At 73.1% G+C, this 17,953-nt stretch carries 16 protein-coding genes; 11 read left to right on the top strand and 5 right to left on the bottom strand.

The annotated features are described in order from the left end of the window. Nucleotides 1-66: 66 nt before the first annotated feature. From GTY47_RS16070 to GTY47_RS16050, 5 genes are all read right to left on the bottom strand, one after another. On the bottom strand, nt 67-1,377 hold the full coding sequence (locus GTY47_RS16070) for an ABC transporter permease (protein WP_010032087.1): 1,311 nt from the start codon (nt 1,375-1,377) through the stop codon (nt 67-69). Continuing rightward, nucleotides 1,374-2,084, bottom strand: a complete 711-nt coding sequence (locus GTY47_RS16065) for an ABC transporter ATP-binding protein (protein WP_010032086.1) — start codon at nt 2,082-2,084, stop codon at nt 1,374-1,376. Before GTY47_RS16065 ends, GTY47_RS16070 begins: the two co-directional genes overlap by 4 nt. Further along, entirely contained in the window at nt 2,081-3,343 is a 1,263-nt protein-coding gene (locus GTY47_RS16060; RefSeq protein WP_231911142.1) for a peptidoglycan-binding protein, read from the bottom strand. Before GTY47_RS16060 ends, GTY47_RS16065 begins: the two co-directional genes overlap by 4 nt. A gap of 17 nt (nt 3,344-3,360) precedes the next feature. Beyond that, entirely contained in the window at nt 3,361-3,939 is a 579-nt protein-coding gene (locus tag GTY47_RS16055; RefSeq protein WP_010032082.1) for a hypothetical protein, read from the bottom strand. Nucleotides 3,940-4,084: 145 nt separating this feature from the next. Further along, on the bottom strand, nt 4,085-5,275 hold the full coding sequence (locus GTY47_RS16050) for a pyridoxal phosphate-dependent aminotransferase (RefSeq protein WP_029180619.1): 1,191 nt from the start codon (nt 5,273-5,275) through the stop codon (nt 4,085-4,087). A gap of 1,426 nt (nt 5,276-6,701) precedes the next feature. Here GTY47_RS16050 and GTY47_RS16040 point away from each other — a divergent pair. From GTY47_RS16040 to GTY47_RS15990, 11 genes are all read left to right on the top strand, one after another. Further along, on the top strand, nt 6,702-7,289 hold the full coding sequence (locus tag GTY47_RS16040; protein ID WP_010032077.1) for a DUF2617 family protein: 588 nt from the start codon (nt 6,702-6,704) through the stop codon (nt 7,287-7,289). 58 nt (nt 7,290-7,347) lie between these two features. Continuing rightward, nucleotides 7,348-9,003 (top strand): polyamine aminopropyltransferase, encoded by a 1,656-nt coding sequence (locus tag GTY47_RS16035; RefSeq protein WP_010032074.1) that lies wholly within the window; start codon nt 7,348-7,350, stop codon nt 9,001-9,003. Nucleotides 9,004-9,128: 125 nt separating this feature from the next. Further along, a complete protein-coding gene (locus tag GTY47_RS16030) occupies nt 9,129-10,064 on the top strand; it encodes an SRPBCC domain-containing protein (protein WP_078602715.1) in 936 nt (311 codons plus the stop codon). A gap of 52 nt (nt 10,065-10,116) precedes the next feature. Beyond that, the gene (locus GTY47_RS16025) at nt 10,117-10,905 is read left to right on the top strand and encodes an aldose 1-epimerase (protein WP_010032068.1); all 789 of its coding nucleotides are present in this window, start codon (nt 10,117-10,119) and stop codon (nt 10,903-10,905) included. Between the two features lie 10 nt (nt 10,906-10,915). Further along, entirely contained in the window at nt 10,916-11,464 is a 549-nt protein-coding gene (gene pyrE, locus GTY47_RS16020) for an orotate phosphoribosyltransferase (protein WP_010032067.1), read from the top strand. Nucleotides 11,465-11,597: 133 nt separating this feature from the next. Then, nucleotides 11,598-12,620 (top strand): class II fructose-bisphosphate aldolase, encoded by a 1,023-nt coding sequence (gene fbaA / locus GTY47_RS16015; RefSeq protein ID WP_010032066.1) that lies wholly within the window; start codon nt 11,598-11,600, stop codon nt 12,618-12,620. 66 nt (nt 12,621-12,686) lie between these two features. Continuing rightward, complete coding sequence (locus GTY47_RS16010) at nt 12,687-14,156, top strand: MFS transporter (protein ID WP_010032065.1); 1,470 nt, start codon at nt 12,687-12,689, stop codon at nt 14,154-14,156. A 128-nt stretch (nt 14,157-14,284) separates the two neighbouring features. Continuing rightward, complete coding sequence (locus GTY47_RS16005) at nt 14,285-14,698, top strand: DUF3151 domain-containing protein (RefSeq protein WP_010032064.1); 414 nt, start codon at nt 14,285-14,287, stop codon at nt 14,696-14,698. 149 nt (nt 14,699-14,847) lie between these two features. Continuing rightward, nucleotides 14,848-15,678, top strand: coding sequence for a tryptophan 2,3-dioxygenase family protein (locus GTY47_RS16000; RefSeq protein ID WP_010032063.1), 831 nt, complete (start codon nt 14,848-14,850; stop codon nt 15,676-15,678). Then, on the top strand, nt 15,671-16,855 hold the full coding sequence (gene kynU / locus GTY47_RS15995; RefSeq protein WP_010032062.1) for a kynureninase: 1,185 nt from the start codon (nt 15,671-15,673) through the stop codon (nt 16,853-16,855). The genes GTY47_RS16000 and kynU overlap by 8 nt, the downstream gene beginning before the upstream one ends. Nucleotides 16,856-17,040: 185 nt before the next feature. Beyond that, nucleotides 17,041-17,907 carry an alpha/beta hydrolase gene (locus tag GTY47_RS15990; protein ID WP_010032061.1) on the top strand — a complete coding sequence of 289 codons (867 nt, stop codon included), beginning with the start codon at nt 17,041-17,043 and terminating at the stop codon, nt 17,905-17,907. Nucleotides 17,908-17,953: the final 46 nt, after the last annotated feature.

Raw genomic sequence — 17,953 nt, 5'->3', positions numbered from 1 at the left:
GGACTCATAGTGCGTCAGGGGCGGTCTCACCGAGGCCGCCCCTGACCCGTACGACGGGCGGGCCGCTCAGGAGCCGGACAGGGCCTCCGTAGGTGACAGTCGGCTCGCCCGTACCGCTGGATACAGTCCGGCGATCATGCCGATGACGAGGGTGCAGCCGATCCCCGCCGCACTCGCCCACACCGGGACGACCGTCGGCCAGTCGCGGCTGAGGGCGTAGGCCGCCGTGATCGCGGTCCCCAGCACCGTCCCGCCGAGGCCGCCGATGAGCGACAGCAGCAGCGACTCCGTGACGAACTGGGTCCTGATCTGGCCGCGGGTCGCCCCCAGCGCCCGGCGCAGGCCGATCTCCGGGCGCCGCTCCAGGACCGAGATGACCATCGTGTTGCCGACCCCCACGCCACCGACGAGCAGGGCCACGCCACCGAGGCCGAGCAGCAGCCCGGTCAGCGCCGACTCGGTGGCCTCGCGGGCGGCGAGCGCGTCGGAGGGCCGGGAGATGCGGACCTGGCCCGGTTTCTCCGGGTACGCCGTGGCCGGCAGCACGGCCCGTACCTCCGCGACCTGGCTGTCCTCGGCGCGGACATAGACCGTGGACGGATGGCCGTCGAAGCGCAGGTACGTCCGGGCCGCCGGCCAGCCGACCAACGCCGCGCTGTCGAGCTCCGGCGCGAGCGGTACGGGATCGAGGACGCCGACGAGGGAGAACCAGCGGCCGCCGAGCCAGACCCGGGTCCCCGGCGTGTACACGTCGAGCCGCCCCGCGGCCGTGGAGCCGAGCACGACCGCCGGGTACTTCTCGGTCGCGGAATCCAGCCAGCGGCCCCGGCGGACGTGGCCGCCGACCGCCGGCAGCAGGTCCGTGCCGGCCGCGAGGACCTCGAGGGAGCCGGTGCGGCCGATGGCGATGTGCTCGTTGCGGTAGATGTGCGCGTCGGTTGCGCCGGTGGCGGCGACCTGCTGCACGGGCGGGACGCGGCCGATCATCGGGACTGCCTCGTGGGGCAGCTTCGCCTCCGTGCCGTCGAGTGTGTCGCCGGGGGCGACCCGCAGCAGATTGGTGCCGAGCGCGTCGAGCCGACGGTCCACTTCCGCCCGGCCGGAGCCGGAGATTCCGACCACCGCGATCATGGCGGCGACGCCGATCGCGATCCCGAGCGCGGAGAGGAAGACCCGCAGGGGACGAGTCCGCAGCCCGGTCCCGCCGAGTCGCACGATGTCCTGGGGACCGAGGCGGGCGGCCCGCAGCCCGCCGTCCGTGCCGCCGACGGCACCGCTCGCCCGTCCGCGGCCACGTCCGGCGTCCCTGCGGCGGCCGGACGGCAGGGTGGGTGGGGCGTCGTCCATGGGGAGGCCGTTCGTCGTACCGTCGGTCATCGGACCGCCTCGCTCGGCGCGTCCGTGGTCGTGGTGTCCGCCACCACGCGGCCGTCGCGCATCTCGATGCGGCGGGGCAGGCCGGCCGCGATCTCCCGGTCGTGGGTGATGATCACGACCGTGGTCCCGGCGGCGTGCAGCTCGCGCAGCAGACCGAGTACGGCCTCCCCGGAAGCGGAGTCCAGGTTGCCGGTCGGCTCGTCCGCCAGCAGGACCGCCGGTTCGCCGATCACCGCCCGGGCCACCGCCACCCGCTGGCGCTCGCCGCCGGACAGCTGGTGCGGGAGGTGGTGGACGCGGTGGCTGAGGCCGACTCGTTCCAGCGCCACCCCCGCCCTGGCCCGGCGGCGGCGTAGCGGTACCCCGGCGTACAGCAGCCCGTCGGCCACGGAGTCCAGGACCGGAACCCCCACCGCCAGATGGAACTGCTGGAAGACGAAGCCGATCCGGGTGGCCCGCAGCGCCGACACCTCACGGTCCGTCAGCTTCGCCACGTCGTGGCCGTCGACCAGCACCCGCCCGGCGGAGGGCCGGTCGAGGCTGCCCATGAGGTTCAGCATGCTGGACTTGCCAGATCCCGACGGGCCGACGACCGCGACGAGTTCGCCGCGCCCGATGCGTAAGGTCACGTCCCGTACCGCCGCCACACCGCCGGGGTACGTCTTGGAGACCCCGTCGAACTCCACGACGGCCGGCGCTGCGCTCACTCGGGGATCCTCACCTTCATGCCCTCGCGGACCGCGTTTCCGCTCACTTCCACCCGGCCGTCCGCGAAGAGCCCGGTCTTCACCGCGACGAACCGGCCGTCCGCGGTCTCCAGGCCGTGGCCGCCCTCGGCGAGGGCGACCAGCGCGGCGACCGGGACGGTGAGGACGTCCGCCCGTTCCCGCCCCACGTACTCGACGGTGACCGGCGCGCTCTGAAGCCTTCCCACGGATTTCTGGTCCTTGATGGTGATGGTCACCGGAACCGTCGGTGCCCCGGAGCCGCCCTCCCCGCCTCCCTCCTCGGGGGCGGTCGCCTTCTTCCCCACCGAGGCCACCTCGCCCTTCACCGATTTCCCGTCGGGCAGCCCGATCGTGACGGCGGCGCCGCGCACGGCCCAGGAGTCCTCCGCCGCCGAGGCGTTGACGACGACCTTCCGAGACGTACCGGTGTACGTGAGGACGTCCTCGGTGACTGCCGAGCCGAGCCGGACACCAGCGTGGCCGATCCGCACCCTGCCGGTGGAGTAGACGACGTCCCCGACGCCGACCCTGCCGGTCCGGGGAAGCCCGAGGGACTCCTGCCAGCGCTTGACCGCGCGGGCGGTGGCGTCGGTGAACTCCTCGTCGATCGTGAAGCCGGTGTAGCCGAGGGCGGCGAGATTGCTCTCGAACTGCAGGACGTCCATCCCGCGCAGAGTGCCCCCTGTCCCTCCGGCCCCGGCGCCACCCGGCGTCGGCGATCCGGCGGGAGCCGGGGCCTTGGAGGTGGCGTCCGTGGGGCCCTGGCCACCCGTGCCCTGGGCGTCCCCCGTGTTCCCGGCGTCCTGCCGGGTGCCCTGTCCGGTGTCCGCGGTCAGGCCCAGGTCCCGGTACATCGGCAGCGTCCCGTACAGCAGCACCACCGGCCGGTCGTCGACGCGCAGCAGAGTGCCGCCGCGCTCCACCGTCCTGCCCTCCGTGGGCAGCCAGGTCACGGTGCCCGTCGACTTGATCGGCAGCGGTATCTCAGTGCCGTAGCCCAACTGGCCGTCCACCGTGGTGCGTTCGGTCAGTGTTGCCCGGGTGACCGGGACGGTGGAGCCTGAGCGGGGCGGGGCGGAGGAGCCGTCCTCCGACCCGCCTCCGCCGAGGCCCAGCGCACCGACCACGGCGACTGCCGTCACGACGACCAAAGCCGAGGCCACCAGGACCGTACGCCGGCCGCGCCGTCCGCGCGGCGGCGGCGCGGGAGCCGCCCCGCGCTCGTGATCGGTCTGCATGACCGTCTCCGTCATCGTCAGCCCTTGCCCTCGGGCTGGTCCACCGGGTCGCCGATGATCGGAGCGCAGACACGGGTGGCACGCTTGGCTCCCGCCGACGTCTGGTCCCACTCGGAGCCCTGCGCGGTCCCGTCGGGGCCGGGATCGGGGAAGTCGGGCGCGCCGTTCTTCTGCATGCAGTCGGCGTAGTCGCGCTTGACCTTGATCTGCTCGGGGGTGAGCTCGGGCTGGTTGGCGTTCTCGAGGCTCTCGGGGACGGCCGCCACGAGCGAGGCGCACTTCTCGGAGGCGTTCAGGAACTTCGTGTCCTTCTTCAACGCCGCGTTGTCGCCGAAGTCGACCTGCCCCTTGGCGTCCGGGTCGGGGGCGTCGACCCCGTTCTCCCGCAGGCACTTCACCCACTCGCGCTGGGCGTTCACGTAGGCGGACACGTCGTCGCCACCGCTGGGGGCGGCCGTCTTGCCGGACGCCGCGGACGCGTTGTCGCCACCGGCCGTGGGGACCTTCGGAGCGTCGCCCTCGCCGCCGCAGCCGGCCAGGGTGATCACCATGACCGACGCCGTCACCACGGCCGCCAGCACCCGGTTCGTCCTCATCGGTTCTCCCGCCTCCTGTCGGGCCCGACCGCGGGCGCGGCGGGCAGCCCGACCGTAGGCCGGAGGTGATGAAGAACCTTTGAAGAACCTGTTACCCGATCATGCGGGCGCGCTTCGCACGGTCATGCCGGCTGGGGAGGTGATGTCACGAAGCCAGGCGCCGCAGCCGAACGGCGGCCTCGTGCAGAACGTCGTCCCTCTTGCAGAAGGCGAAGCGGACCTGGCTGCGGCCGGCGGCCGGGTCGTCGTAGAAGACGGAGTTGGGGATGGCGACGACGCCGCAGCGTTCGGGCAGCGCGCGGCAGAAGCGGTGGGCGTCCTTCTCACCGAAAGGAGTGATATCGGTGGTGATGAAGTACGTGCCCTTGGGTTCGTAGACCTCGAACCCGGCCGTGCGCAGGCCGTCGCCGAGCAGGTCGCGCTTGCGGCGGAGGTCGGCGCGGATGCCGTCGAAGTACGAGTCCGGCAGGCGCAGCGCCTCGGCGACCGCGTACTGGAACGGGCCCGCGCTGACATAGGTCAGGTACTGCTTGGCCGTCCGGACGGCGGTCACGAGTTCCTGGGTGCCGGTCACCCAGCCGACCTTCCAGCCGGTGAACGAGAACGTCTTTCCGGCCGACCCGATGGTGACCGTACGCTCGCGCATCCCCGGGAACGTCGCCAGCGGCACGTGCTCGGCGTCGTCGAAGACCAGGTGCTCGTACACCTCGTCCGTCACCACGAGCAGCTCCCGCTCCACCGCGAGCTCGGCGATCGCGGCCAGCTCCGCGCGGGTGAGGACCGTGCCGGTCGGGTTGTGCGGGGTGTTGATCAGCAGCAGACGGGTGCGGTCGGTGACGGCGTCCCGCAGCTCGTCGAGGTCCAGGCGGAAGCGTCCGTCGTCCGGGCGGAGCGTGACCGGCACCCGGCGCCCGCCCGCCATCGCGATGCACGCCGCGTACGAGTCGTAGTAGGGCTCGAGGGCGATCACCTCGTCGCCCGGCTCCACCAGGGCCAGCAGCGCGGCGGCGATGGCCTCGGTGGCCCCGGCGGTGACCAGGACCTCCGTGTCGGGGTCGCAGGACAGGCCGTAGCGCCGCTGCTGGTGGGCGGCGATCGCGGCGCGCAGCTCGGGGACGCCGGGGCCCGGCGGGTACTGGTTGCCGAGGCCGTCCCGCAGCGCCCGTACGGCGGCCTCCCTGACCTCCTCGGGGCCGTCGGTGTCGGGGAAGCCCTGCCCGAGGTTGATGGCGCCGGTGCTCAGGGCCAGGGCGGACATCTCGGCGAAGATCGTCGTCCCGAACTCGGCGAGCCGGCGGTTGAGGAGGGGGCGCGCGCTGGAGGTCATGCGGGTCATCCTCCGCCGAAGCTCTGGAGTTCCTCAACTGTGCTTTGGGCCGCACGCGCGGCGGGCATCCCCTGTTCACGCTAGAGCGAGGCGCCCACGGGGGGCCGCTTCGGGGGAAACGGAAGGAGGGTGACGCCATGGTCGTCGGCATCATCCTGGCGGTGATCGGAGTCCTCTTGGTCGGGGCGTTGGTGTCCAAGGCCCGCAGCGGCGGATCCGGACGGACGGCCCGTCGCGGGGGGTGGGCGTCCACCGGGTCGTCGCGCCACGACAGCGGCGGCAGCTGGTGGGCCGGGGGCGGAGACTCCGGCTCGTCAGGCGGACACCACGGGGGACACTCCTGCGGCGGCGGCTCGTCCTGCGGAGGCGGTTCGTCCTGCGGCGGGGGTGGTGGCGGAGGTGGCTGCGGCGGCGGAGGCAGCTGACAGACGTCAGCCGCGCTCCCCGACGGGTAAGCCGCAACCACCGAACGCGGGGTCCGCACCTGGGGCGGGCCCCGCGTTGCGTGTCGGCGGGGGGCCAGGGGTTCCCGTGCCGGGCGGAGTTCCCGGGTTTCTGTGCCGGCCGCAGTCCCAGGGGCCCTGTGCGGCCGGAGGTCCGGAGTCCGTGTGGATCGGAGGCCCAGGGTCTCGGGGTCGGCGGGAGCTCCGGGGTCCGTGCGGGCCGGAGGTCCGGGGTGTCGGTGTCGGCGGGAGGTTCCGAGTTTCTGTGCCGGCCGCAGCCCCAGAGGCCCTGTGCAGTCGGAGGTCCGGAGTCCGTGCGGGCCGGAGGTCCGGGGTGTCGGTGTCGGCGGGAGGTCCCGGCTTCTCGTGTCGGGCGCAGTCCCAGGGCCCCCGTCCGGTCGGCGTTCCGGGGGCCGTGCGGGCCGGAGGTGCAGGGTCTCCGTGCCGATCTGGGGCTCAGTGCTCCTGTGCGGCCGAAGGCCCAGCATCCCCGTGCGGCCGGCGTCCGAGGTTTCCGTCCGGTGGAGGGGTCGAACGGCTGTCGGGCGGCTCGGAGCGCGTTCTGGCAATTTCGCATGCCTGTAGGACAACTCTGGCCGTGGAGCGTCGGGGCGAGGCGTGACTGCGGCAACTGCGGCCGTCAAGCTGGCACTTCAGGGGCCCGTTCGTAGCCCGGGCTTCGATCCGTCCCGGCTTGCGGTGGGAGTCGCGGCGCGCCGGCGCACGCCTCCCCGGCGCCGGCGTACGCCGTAGTTGAACAGTTGAGCTGTGGAGCCCTCTGAGGGATGGAAACCCTACGAACTTGGGTAAAAACGCTGTTGCGACGCGACAGTTCATGATTCCCTCTCAATCACCAACGCAGCCTCTCGGACGCCCTGCGGACATCTTCCCGAAACAAACCGGCCGACCGGGCTGGCCCGGGCCCAATCCCCCGGCGTGACCGGGGTGCAGCGGACCCACTCCCTCTCCTTGTGTGCTTGCGGAGCCGATCCATGCTCACGACCCTGAACACCTCCTACACCGACACGCGCGCGGCCGATCTCGCCTGGGCCCTGGGACGCGAGCCGCTTCCCGCACTGGCCACGCTCGACCTGGAACTGGCGGGCGCCAAACTTCAGTTGCGACTTCTCGGCGCGTCCCACCAGGTCCTGCTGGAGGGGGAGCGGGGCATCTGCTCGGAGACGGTGGCGTGCATCGCGGGCAGCAGCACCCCGCTTCCGCTCGGCGTCGCCAAGCGGGTGGGCGACTGGGAGTACGAGTTCGCGGCCCGGGTCGAGGTCCTCTCGCCCGGCTCCTTCGCGGGCCGCGCCCAGGAGTTGCTGGCCCTCGTCTCCGACCACCCGCACGGTCTGGCCGGCGTCTTCCCCGGCAGCCCGCACGCCTTCACGGCACTGCTGGCCCGGCACCACGAGGGCCAGGTGCACTGGCGGACCTGGCATGCGTACCCGCAGGACGGGCAGTTGGTGGCGACCCGCACGAAGGTGGGCGTACGGGTGCCGACGGCGGTCGCCGAGCTGCATCTCCCCCGCACGTCACTCACTCGGCGAACCGGATCCCATACCGTTGCCGGGCCTCTGTAAACCAGCACCACACGTGTGGGTGACGATCCGCGGTCGAGACGTGACGTAACGTCGCAGCGTGATCGAGCCGCACGTGCCCGCCCCGCCCGGTTCCCCGCCCGTCTGGAGCGCCCCGGACGGCCCCGGCGGCCCGGCGCGACTGCCCGTCCGGCCGGGCACCGGACGGTTCCTGGTCCTCGCGGGCGTGTTCGTCTGCGCGGCGTGCGGACTGGTGTACGAGCTGGAACTCGTCGCCCTCGCCTCGTACTTGATGGGCGACTCCGTCACCCAGGCGTCCGTCGTGCTGTCCGTCATGGTCTTCGCGATGGGCATCGGCTCCCTCGCCGCGAAGCGGCTGCGCGGGCTCGCCGCGGCCGGCTTCGGCGCGGTCGAGGCGACCCTCGCCCTCGTCGGCGGGTGCAGTGCGATGGCCCTGTACGCGGTCTTCGCCTGGACCGGCGACTGGGGCGGGATCTGGGCCAGCGGGCCCCGCTGCCTCCTGGTCGCCTTCTCGCTCGCGACCGGGCTGCTCATCGGCGCCGAGGTCCCGCTGCTGATGGAGCTGATCCAGCGCATCCGCCGCCAGGACGCGGGCGGCGCGGTGGCCGACCTGTTCGCCGCGGACTACGTCGGTGCCCTCGTCGGCGGACTCGCCTTCCCCTTCCTGCTGCTGCCGTTCCTCGGCCAGCTGACCGGCGCGCTGCTCACCGGCGCCGTCAACGCGGTCATCGGGGGCGCGCTGGTGCTCGGCCTGTTCCGGCGGGACCTGACCCGGCGCGCCCGCTGGCTGCTGCTGGCCGCCAACGTGCTCGTGCTGGCGGTCCTCGCCTCGGCCGCCGTCCTCGTCGACGACTTCGAACGGGCCGCGCGGCAGGCGGTGTACGGCGGGGACGTACGCGTGGCGCTGCAGACCGGCGTGCAGGAGGTGGTCCTCGTCGGCGGTACGGACGGCCGGCCCCTCGACGTGTACCTCGACGGCCGGCTGCGGGTCAGCGGGCGCGACGAACTGCGCTACCACGAGGCCCTCGTCCACCCGGCCATGACCGGACCGCACGCGCGCGTGCTGATCCTCGGCGGCGGTGACGGACTGGCGGCACGCGAGGCGCTGCGGCATCCCGGGGTGGAACGGGTCGACGTCGTCGAACTCGACGAGGAGGTGGTGCGGCTGGCCCGCACCGACCCGGCCCTGTCGGCGCTGAACAGGCACGCGTTCGGCGACCCGCGCGTGCGCGTGACCACGCAGGACGCCTTCGGCTGGCTGCGCGGAGCGCCCGCGGGGGCCTACGACGTGGTCCTCTCGGATCTGCCGGACCCGGGCATCACGGCGAGTACGAAGCTGTACTCGCAGGAGTTCTACGGCCTGGCACGGCGGGTGCTCGCCCCCGGCGGCCGGCTCGTGGTGCACGCCGGGCCCGTCACGTCCAGCCCGCGGGTGTTCTGGACGGTGGAGGCGACCGTCCGCGCGGCCGGTTTCCGCACCGCCCCGTACGGCACGGGTGGCCGCCACGCCGGTTTCGCCGTGGGCCCCGACCGCACTCCCGCCGACCGCTCCCGGGCGGCCCGGGACTGGGGCTTCGTCCTGGCCGCCCGTACGGAGCCGCGACCGCGCCTCGATCCGGACGGCCCGCGCCCGTACGTCCTCGACGACGCGTCCCTCGCGGCGGGGGAGCGGGCGGCGCGGGCCACGCGGATCGCGGGGCTGCCCGCGTCGACGCTGGTGCATCCGCGGTACTGAGCGGGCCGGGATGGCCTGGTGAGGGTGGGCGAGGGCGGGTGAGGATACGCCTGGCGGGGGCGGTTCGGGAGTGAATCCCGAAGGCGGGGGTGCGTTTCGGCGTGTGCTGGGTAGAGTCCGTCGACATGGAGCACGAGGTGTTCGTTCCGGTTCCGGCCGAGCGGCTCAGGGAGGTGCTGGACGACCCCGCGCGGGTCGCCCGGGCGGTTCCGGGGCTCCAGCAGGACGCCGGCGCCGAGCCCGTCGCCGGGCGGCTGAAGATCCGGGTCGGCAGCCACTCGGTCACGTACCGGGGTGCCGTACGGGTGTCCCGGGGGGACGACGGGGTGTACGCCGTCGAGGGCGACGCCACGGAGGCCCGCGGCACCGGGTCGGTGAAGCTCGCGCTGCGGATCGCCCTGCGCGACGCGGAGGACGGCACGACGATCGTGTTCGACGGCACGGCCGCCGCGGACGGACGGATCAAGGACCTCCCGTCCGACGCGGTCGAGGGCGCCGCCACCCGCCTGCTGAACCGTTTCGCGGAACACCTGGCCGCGGCGGCGCCGGAAACGACCACGCCCCTCGCCACCCAGGACTTCGAACCCCGGGCCACGACCGACTACGAAACGACCCCGGACGCGGACGACCCGGCCCCACCGCCTCCGGCGGGGACCCCGGGGACTGCGAGGGCCGAGGACGCCGGGACGTCGGGTCCCGCGGACGGGCCCCCGGCCCCCGAGCCCCCCGCCGTCTTCGGCGCCGATATTCCGCCGTCTTCTCTCGGGCCCTCGGACGAGGATGACCAGGATGAGGAGCACGACGTGGACGACGTGGACGACGAGGACGATGTGGACGAGCAGGACGACGAGGACATCGCCGAGGCGGCGCATGCGCGGCGCACGATGATCGGGCGGAGCGCCGAGGAGGTCGATCACGCGCCGCCGCGCGGGCGGTACGCGCCGGTGCCCGCGCCGCAGACCGTGATGCCTTCCGCCCCGCTGCGCTGGGCGGCCCCCGCGGCGGCGCTCGCGCTGGCGTCGGCCGTCGTGGCCGTCCGGGCCCTGCGCCGACGCCGCTGAAAACGCACCGCACCACGTGAGGCCCTCTTGATCACCCCAGTAGGGTCGTCCCGTGAGTGACGAAGACATCACGCTGACCGCGGGCGACGCGGAGGTGACCGTGCAGCCGGGCAACGGCGGCCGGGTCGGAGGGCTGCGGATCGGCGGCGTGGAGATGCTCCGGCAGGGGGAGCGGTTCGGCTGCTTCCCGATGGTGCCCTGGTGCGGACGGATCCGGGACGGGCGGTTCCTGGACGGCGCCGCCGTGCGGCAGATGCCCCTCAACGCCCCGCCCCACGCCATCCACGGCACCGCACGCGACGGCGCCTGGCGCACCGCCCGCACGAGCACGGCCGAGGCCGTCATCACCTACGAGCTCGTCGACCCCTGGCCCCACCCGGGCCGCGTCACCCAGGTCGTCGCCCTCACCGAGGACGCGCTGACGCTGACCCTGTCCGTGGAGACGTACGAGTCGTCGTTCCCGGCGCAGCTCGGCTGGCACCCGTGGTTCAACCGGAACCTCGGCGGCGAGGACGTGACGCTCGACTTCCACCCCGCGTGGCAGGAGGAGCGCGGCGACGACCACCTGCCCACCGGCAACCGCGTCGAGCCGAAGCCCGGCCCCTGGGACGACTGTTTCGGGATGCCCGGTGGCGTCGACGTGACCCTCACCTGGCCCGGGCAGCTGGAGCTGAGGGTGACCAGCCGGGAGGAGTGGGTCGTCGTCTACGACGAGCAGGACGCGGCCGTGTGCGTGGAGCCGCAGACCGGCCCGCCCAACGGGCTCAACACCCTGCCGCGCCTGGTCACGCCCCTGGAGCCGCTGGAGGCCACCACGACCTGGAGCTGGCGCCGCCTCTAAGCTGGGCGGCATGACGGACACACGCGGCGCGCTGCTGCAGCAGATCAAGGACAAGGCCGTGGTGCACGGCAAGGTGACCCTGTCGTCGGGTCTGGAGGCGGACTACTACGTCGACCTGCGCCGCATCACGCTCGACGGCGAGGCCGCGCCGCTGGTCGGGCAGGTCCTGCTCGACCTGACCGCCGAGCTGGAGTTCGACGCCGTGGGCGGGCTCACCATGGGCGCCGACCCGGTCGCCGCCGCCATGCTGCACGCCGCCGCCGCGCGCGGGCAGCGCCTGGACGCCTTCGTCGTGCGGAAGGCCGCCAAGGCGCACGGTCTGCAGCGGCGCGTCGAGGGCCCGGACATCGCGGGCCGCCGTGTGCTGGTCGTCGAGGACACCTCCACCACCGGTGGCTCCCCGCTCACCGCCGTCGAGGCCGTGCGCGAGGCCGGGGCCGAGGTCGTCGCCGTCGCGACCATCGTCGACCGGGCGACCGGCGCCGCGGAGAAGATCCAGGAGGGCGCCGGGGTGCCGTACCTCTTCGCCTTCTCGAAGGACGAGCTGGGCCTCGACTGACCAGGGCGTGGACGGTGGCCTGGACCTTCCGGCCAAGTCTGGAAAGATGGGGCCGACGATGACGTCGCACCCCAAGGTCTAGGTCAGGGCCGACAACGCAGTACGCCAACCCGCAGATACAAGGAGCGGACGCATGCCCATCGCAACTCCCGAGGTCTACAACGAGATGCTGGACCGGGCGAAGGCAGGAAAGTTCGCCTACCCGGCCATCAACGTGACCTCCACCCAGACCCTGCACGCGGCACTGCGCGGTTTCGCTGAGGCGGAGAGCGACGGCATCGTCCAGATCTCCACGGGTGGCGCCGAGTTCCTGGGCGGCCAGTACAACAAGGACATGGTGACCGGCGCGGTCGCCCTGGCCGAGTTCGCGCACATCGTCGCCGAGAAGTACCCGGTGAACATCGCGCTGCACACGGACCACTGCCCGAAGGACAAGCTCGACGGGTACGTACGTCCGCTGCTGGCGCTCTCCAAGAAGCGCGTCGAGGCCGGCCTGAACCCGCTGTTCCAGTCCCACATGTGGGACGGCTCCGCCGAGACCCTCGCCGACAACCTCTCCATCGCCCAGGAGCTGCTGGAGCAGGCCCGCGCCGCGAAGATCATCCTTGAGGTGGAGATCACCCCGACCGGTGGCGAGGAGGACGGCGTCTCCCACGAGATCAACGACTCCCTCTACACCACGGTCGACGACGCGATCCGCACCGCCGAGGCCCTGGGCCTGGGCGAGAAGGGCCGCTACCTGCTCGCCGCGTCCTTCGGCAACGTGCACGGCGTGTACAAGCCGGGCAACGTCGTCCTGCGTCCCGAGCTGCTGAAGGAGCTGAACGAGGGCGTCGCCGCCAAGTACGGCAAGGCGTCACCGTTCGACTTCGTCTTCCACGGCGGCTCCGGCTCCACGGAGGAGGAGATCCGCACCGCGCTGGAGAACGGCGTCGTGAAGATGAACATCGACACGGACACCCAGTACGCGTTCACGCGCCCGGTCGCGGACCACATGTTCCGCAACTACGACGGTGTCCTGAAGGTCGACGGCGAGGTCGGCAACAAGAAGACCTACGACCCGCGCACCTGGGGCAAGCTGGCCGAGGCCTCCATGTCGCAGCGCGTCGTCGAGGCCTGCGGCCACCTCCGCTCGACCGGCACGAAGATCAAGTAAGTCCCGGTTCGCTCGCGTGGAGCCCGGCACCTCCTGTGGTGCCGGGCTCTTCCGTATGCTCCCTGCATGCCCGATGTCCGGTTGGCCTCACCGCAGGGCAAGTGGATCCTGCTCACCACCGTCCTCGGCTCCGGCATGGCCCTGCTGGACTCGACCGTCGTCAATATCGCGCTGCCCCGCATCGGCCGTGACCTCGACGCGGACCTGGCGGCCCTGCAGTGGACCGTCAACGCGTACATGGTCACCCTGGCCGGGCTGATCCTGCTGGGCGGGGCGCTGGGCGACCGTTTCGGGCGCCGGAAGGTGTTCGTCGTCGGCGTGGTGTGGTTCGCCGTGGCGTCCCTGCTGTGCGGGATCGCGCCCAACGCCGGGGTGCTGATCGCCGCGCGTGCCCTGCAAGGGGTGGGCGGTGCCCTGCTCACCCCGGGGTCGCTGGCGCTGATCCAGGCGTCCTTCCATCCCGACGACCGGGGCCGCGCGGTGGGCCTGTGGTCCGGCTTCGGCGGGATCGGCGCGGCGGTCGGGCCCTTCGTCGGCGGCTGGCTGGTGGACGGGCCGGGCTGGCGGTGGGTGTTCCTGCTGAACGTTCCGCTGGCGCTGCTGTGCGTGCCCGTGGCGCTGCGGCACGTGCCCGAGTCGGGCGGCGAGCGGGCCCGGGGCCGGTTCGACGTGCTGGGGGCGGTGCTGGGCGCCTCGGCGCTCGCGCTGCTGACGTACGCGTTGATCGAGGCGGCCGGGGAGGGCGGCCTCGTGGTGGCCGGTACGGCGGTGGCGGGGGCGGCCGCGGCCGTGGCGTTCGTGGTGGTCGAGCGGCGGCGGTCCGAGCCGATGATGCCGCCGGACATCTTCTCCTCCCGCCAGTTCACGGCGGTCAACCTCGTCACGCTGTGCGTGTACGCGGCCCTCGGCGGGTTCTTCTTCCTCGCCGCGCTCCAGCTCCAGGTGGTGGTGGGTTATTCGGCCCTCGCGGCCGGTACGGCGTTGCTGCCGACGACCGCGCTGATGCTGGTGCTGTCGGCGCGCTCCGGCGAGCTGGCCGACCGGATCGGGCCGCGGCTGCCGCTCACGGTGGGGCCGCTGCTGTGCGCCGCGGGAATGCTGCTGATGCTGCGGGTCGGGCCGGGGGCGTCGTACGTCGCCGATGTGCTGCCGGCGCTGGTGGTGCTCGGCCTGGGCATGGTCACGCTGGTGGCGCCGCTGACGGCGACCGTGCTGGGGTCGGTGGATGTGGCCCGGGCGGGGCTGGCCAGCGGGATCAACAACGCGGCGGCTCGCGCGGCGGGGCTGGTGGCGGTGGCGGCGTTGCCGCTGCTGGCGGGGATGGGGGAGGAGGCGTACCGGGAGCCGGGGGCGTTCGATGCGGCCTTCGGGAAGGCGATGGCGTGGTGTGCGGGGGCGTTGGTGGTGGGGGCGGTCGTCGCGGCCGCGGTGGTACGGAGACCGCCGCCGGGCTGCAAGCGGCCGGAGTGTCTGCGGCACGGGGGTGTGACGGCACCGCCGCTGGAGGGGGAGCCGGTGGGGAAGCGGCTGTCGTAGGGACGGGGCGTTCGGGCTCGCGCCGGGGTGTTGCGCAACCCGGCGGGGCGGGGTGCCGCTTCTTCGGGACGGGTGCCGCCCCAACTGGCACGACTGCCCGCAGCTCATGCCTGCGGCAGACTTGGGGCATGTCCATTCACGAGAACCTCCTCGGGGGCCCGCCCCCGACCCACCTCCCCGACGACCCCGGGCCACGGGAAATGCTCGCGTCGGGTACCGCGCCGGTCGACGTCGCCGCCGCGCACCCCACCTCCTCGCTCGCCTGGGCGCAGCTCGCCGACGAGGCGTTCGAGCGGGGCGCGACCGTCGAGTCGTACGCGTACGCCCGTACGGGCTACCACCGCGGCCTCGACGCGCTGCGCCGCAACGGCTGGAAGGGCCACGGCCCGGTCCCCTGGGAGCACGAGCCGAACCGCGGCTTCCTGCGTGCCCTGCACGCCCTCGCCCGTGCCGCACAGGCGATCGGCGAGCAGGAGGAGTACGAGCGCTGCTCCCAGTTCCTCAAGGACTCCTCGCCGGAGGCGGCGCAGGTCCTGGGCTGACAGCGGTCCGTGTGTGAGGCCCGTCCGCCGAGCGGGCGGGCCTTGCGGTTTCGGGGGACGATTGCGGAGTATGCCCCTGGGGACCGGGGCCCCCGTGCCGGCATCGGCAGGGGCGGACCGCTACCCGGAGTTATCTGCAGGAGACAGCGATGTCCCACGAGGCTCACGAGCCCGAGACCCCGCATCTCGATTTCCATGGCACGACGCCGTACGAGGACTACGTCAAGGCGGACGTGCTCACCCACCTCCAGCACACCCTCTCCGACGACCCCGGAGAGATGGTCTTCCTGGTCACCACCCAGGTGATGGAGCTGTGGTTCACCGTCATCGTCCACGAGTGGGAGACGGCGGCACACGCGCTGCGCGGCGACGACGTGCCCACCGCGATCGCCGCCCTGAAGCGGTCCGTGCGCGAGCTGGAGGCGCTCAACGCCTCCTGGAAGCCGCTCGGCCAGCTCACGCCGGCCCAGTTCAACTCGTACCGGTCCGCCCTCGGCGAGGGCTCGGGGTTCCAGTCGGCGATGTACCGGCGGATGGAGTTCCTGCTCGGCGACAAGTCCGCGTCCATGCTGGTCCCGCACCGGGGGGCGCCGCGCGTGCACGCCGAGCTGGAGAAGGCGTTGCACGAGCCGAGCCTGTACGACGAGGTGGTGCGGCTGCTGGCGCGGCGCGGGTACGACATCCCCGAGGCCGTGCTGCGGCGTGACGTGTCGCTGCGCTACGAGCCGTCCCCGGAGGTGGAGGCGGCCTGGACGGCCGTCTACTCGGGTGACGAGAGCGGCGAGATCGCCCGGCTCGGCGAGGCGTTGACCGATGTCGCCGAGCTGGTGTGGCGCTGGCGCAACGACCACCTCGTCGCCACCCGCCGCGCGATGGGCGCCAAGACCGGCACGGGCGGTTCCGCCGGGGTGGCCTGGCTGGAGAAGCGGGCGCAGAAGAGCGTGTTCCCCGAGCTGTGGACGGCGCGGTCCTATGTCTGAACTCGCGATGCGCGCGGAGAAGCTGGACGCCGCCGACGAACTGGCGGACAAGCGGGGCGAGTTCGTTCTCGACGACGTCGCGTACCTCGACGGCAACTCGCTCGGCGCGCTGGCGGCCGTCGTCCCCGGGCGGGTCGAGGACGTCGTACGCCGTCAGTGGGGCGAGCTGCGCATCCGGTCCTGGGAGGAGAGCGGCTGGTGGACGGCGCCCGAGCGGATCGGTGACCGGATCGCCCCGCTGGTCGGGGCGGCGCCCGGGCAGATCGTGGTGGGCGACTCGACGAGTGTCAACGTCTTCAAGGCACTTGTGGGGGCGGTGCGAATGGCCGGGGAGGGCCGCGACGAGATCCTCGTCGACGCCACGACCTTCCCCACCGACGGGTACATCGCCGAGTCCGCCGCCCGGATGACCGGCCGCACCCTGCGTCCGGTGGCACCGGCTCAGGTGCCGGACGCGCTGGGCGACCGTACCGCCGCCGTGCTCCTCAACCACGTCGACTACCGCACCGGCCGGCTGCACGACCTGCCGGCGCTGACGGCCGCCGTGCACGAGGCCGGCGCGTACGCCGTCTGGGACCTGTGCCACAGCGCGGGCGCGCTGCCCGTGGGCCTCGACGAGCACGGCGTGGATCTCGCGGTCGGCTGCACCTACAAGTACCTGAACGGCGGGCCGGGTTCACCGGCGTACCTGTACGTGCGCCGGGGGCTTCAGGACCGCTTCGACTCCCCGCTGCCGGGCTGGAACTCCCACGCCGAGCCGTTCGGGATGCGGAGCGGGTACGAGCCGGCCCCCGGCGCCCTGCGCGGCCGGGTCGGCACACCGGACATCCTCTCCATGCTCGCCCTGGAGGCGGCCCTGGAGGTGTGGGACGGGGTGCGGATCGAGGCGGTGCGGGCCAAGTCGCTCGCGCTGACGGACTTCTTCCTGCAGTGCGTGGCCGCCTACGTGCCCGAGGGCAGGGTCGAGTGCCTGACGCCGGTGCCGCACGCGGAGCGGGGCAGCCAGATCGCCCTGCGCTGTGACGACGCCGGTGAGGTGATGAAACGGCTCGTCGAGCGGGGTGTGGTCGGCGACTTCCGGGCGCCGGACGTGCTGCGGTTCGGCTTCACACCGCTGTACGTGGGCTTCGCCGACGTGGAGCGGGCGGCGCGGGTGCTGGCCGGGACGCTGGCGTGAGCGCCGACGGGGCCGGGCCCGCTGCCCAGGCCCGGCCCCGTCGCGCCGGAACGACAGAACCGCTTGAGCTTCACCGAGCGTGACATCCCCGTGTCCGCGCATGTCACGCGCCTGATACCGTCCCGGCCAACGGCCGAATCCCCACCTGGTCCGCCACATACGTTTGAACGCTGAGAGGTTGGCGCATGACGGACGACGTCGCAGCAGCACGGGCCGCCGCCGAGGAGAAATCGGTGTTCTCCCACGCGCCCGTCGACCCCGACGCCACCGCCGCCTACGGCGACCACCCCGACCAGGTGATCGACTTCTACGCCCCGCGCGCGGAGGGCGGCCCGGGCGGCCCCGCCCCGGTCGTCCTCGTGCTGCACGGCGGTGCCTGGCGGGCGCCGTACGACCGGCGTCACATCAGCCCGTTCGCGGACTTCCTCGCCCGGCGCGGGTTCGCCGTGGCCAGTGCCGAGTACCGGCGCGGTGGTGACGACGACTCCGTCGCGGGCCGCTGGCCCGACACCTTCGACGACGTCTCGGCGGCGCTGGACGCCCTTCCGGCGCTCGTCCGGGAGCTGCTGCCGCAGGCCGACCCGCGCCGTACGGTCCTCACCGGTCACTCGGCGGGCGGGCACCTCGCGCTGTGGGCCGCGGCCCGGCACGTCCTGCCGGCCGGCTCGCCCTGGCGCGGCGGCAGCCCGGCGTCCCTGCGCGGTGTCGTCGCCCTCGCCCCGATCGCGGACCTCGCGGTCGCCGACAAGCTGGACGTGTGCGGCGGAGCCGTACGGCAACTCCTGGGCGGGGACGAGCACTTCGCCGAGCGGCAGCCGTACGCGGACCCGGCGCTGCTGCTGCCCACCGGCATCGCCACCACCCTCGTCCAGGGCCGCACGGACCTCGACGTGCCGCAGATGGTCGCCGAGTCCTACGCGGATGCGGCGGCGAAGGCCGGGGAGATGGTGGGCGTGACGCTGCTGGAGGACGTGGGGCACTTCCCGCTCATCGACCCGGCGGCGGACGCGTGCGCGGTGGTCGTGGAGGAGATCGCCCAACTGGCCTGGTGAGCGGCCCCCGGTCCAACCCTTGGGTCGTACCCGTAGTACCTGAGAG

It is taken from the genome of Streptomyces sp. SID5464 (assembly GCF_009862985.1).
Taxonomy (GTDB): Bacteria; Actinomycetota; Actinomycetes; order Streptomycetales; family Streptomycetaceae; genus Streptomyces; species Streptomyces chartreusis_D.
The sequence above is the reverse complement of the archived record's forward strand: the minus strand, read 5'-3'. Positions and strand labels throughout refer to the sequence as shown.

Bases quoted from the DNA above. Each gene is read 5' to 3' on its own strand.
- GTY47_RS16070 (WP_010032087.1), bottom strand. From the start codon at position 1,377: ATGACCGACGGTACGACGAACGGCCTCCCCATGGACGACGCCCCACCC.
- GTY47_RS16060 (WP_231911142.1), bottom strand. From the start codon at position 3,343: ATGCAGACCGATCACGAGCGCGGGGCGGCTCCCGCGCCGCCGCCGCGC.
- GTY47_RS16055 (WP_010032082.1), bottom strand. From the start codon at position 3,939: ATGAGGACGAACCGGGTGCTGGCGGCCGTGGTGACGGCGTCGGTCATG.
- GTY47_RS16050 (WP_029180619.1), bottom strand. From the start codon at position 5,275: ATGACCCGCATGACCTCCAGCGCGCGCCCCCTCCTCAACCGCCGGCTC.
- GTY47_RS16040 (WP_010032077.1), top strand. From the start codon at position 6,702: ATGCTCACGACCCTGAACACCTCCTACACCGACACGCGCGCGGCCGAT.
- GTY47_RS16030 (WP_078602715.1), top strand. From the start codon at position 9,129: ATGGAGCACGAGGTGTTCGTTCCGGTTCCGGCCGAGCGGCTCAGGGAG.
- pyrE (WP_010032067.1), top strand. From the start codon at position 10,916: ATGACGGACACACGCGGCGCGCTGCTGCAGCAGATCAAGGACAAGGCC.
- fbaA (WP_010032066.1), top strand. From the start codon at position 11,598: ATGCCCATCGCAACTCCCGAGGTCTACAACGAGATGCTGGACCGGGCG.
- GTY47_RS16010 (WP_010032065.1), top strand. From the start codon at position 12,687: ATGCCCGATGTCCGGTTGGCCTCACCGCAGGGCAAGTGGATCCTGCTC.
- GTY47_RS16005 (WP_010032064.1), top strand. From the start codon at position 14,285: ATGTCCATTCACGAGAACCTCCTCGGGGGCCCGCCCCCGACCCACCTC.
- GTY47_RS16000 (WP_010032063.1), top strand. From the start codon at position 14,848: ATGTCCCACGAGGCTCACGAGCCCGAGACCCCGCATCTCGATTTCCAT.
- kynU (WP_010032062.1), top strand. From the start codon at position 15,671: ATGTCTGAACTCGCGATGCGCGCGGAGAAGCTGGACGCCGCCGACGAA.
- GTY47_RS15990 (WP_010032061.1), top strand. From the start codon at position 17,041: ATGACGGACGACGTCGCAGCAGCACGGGCCGCCGCCGAGGAGAAATCG.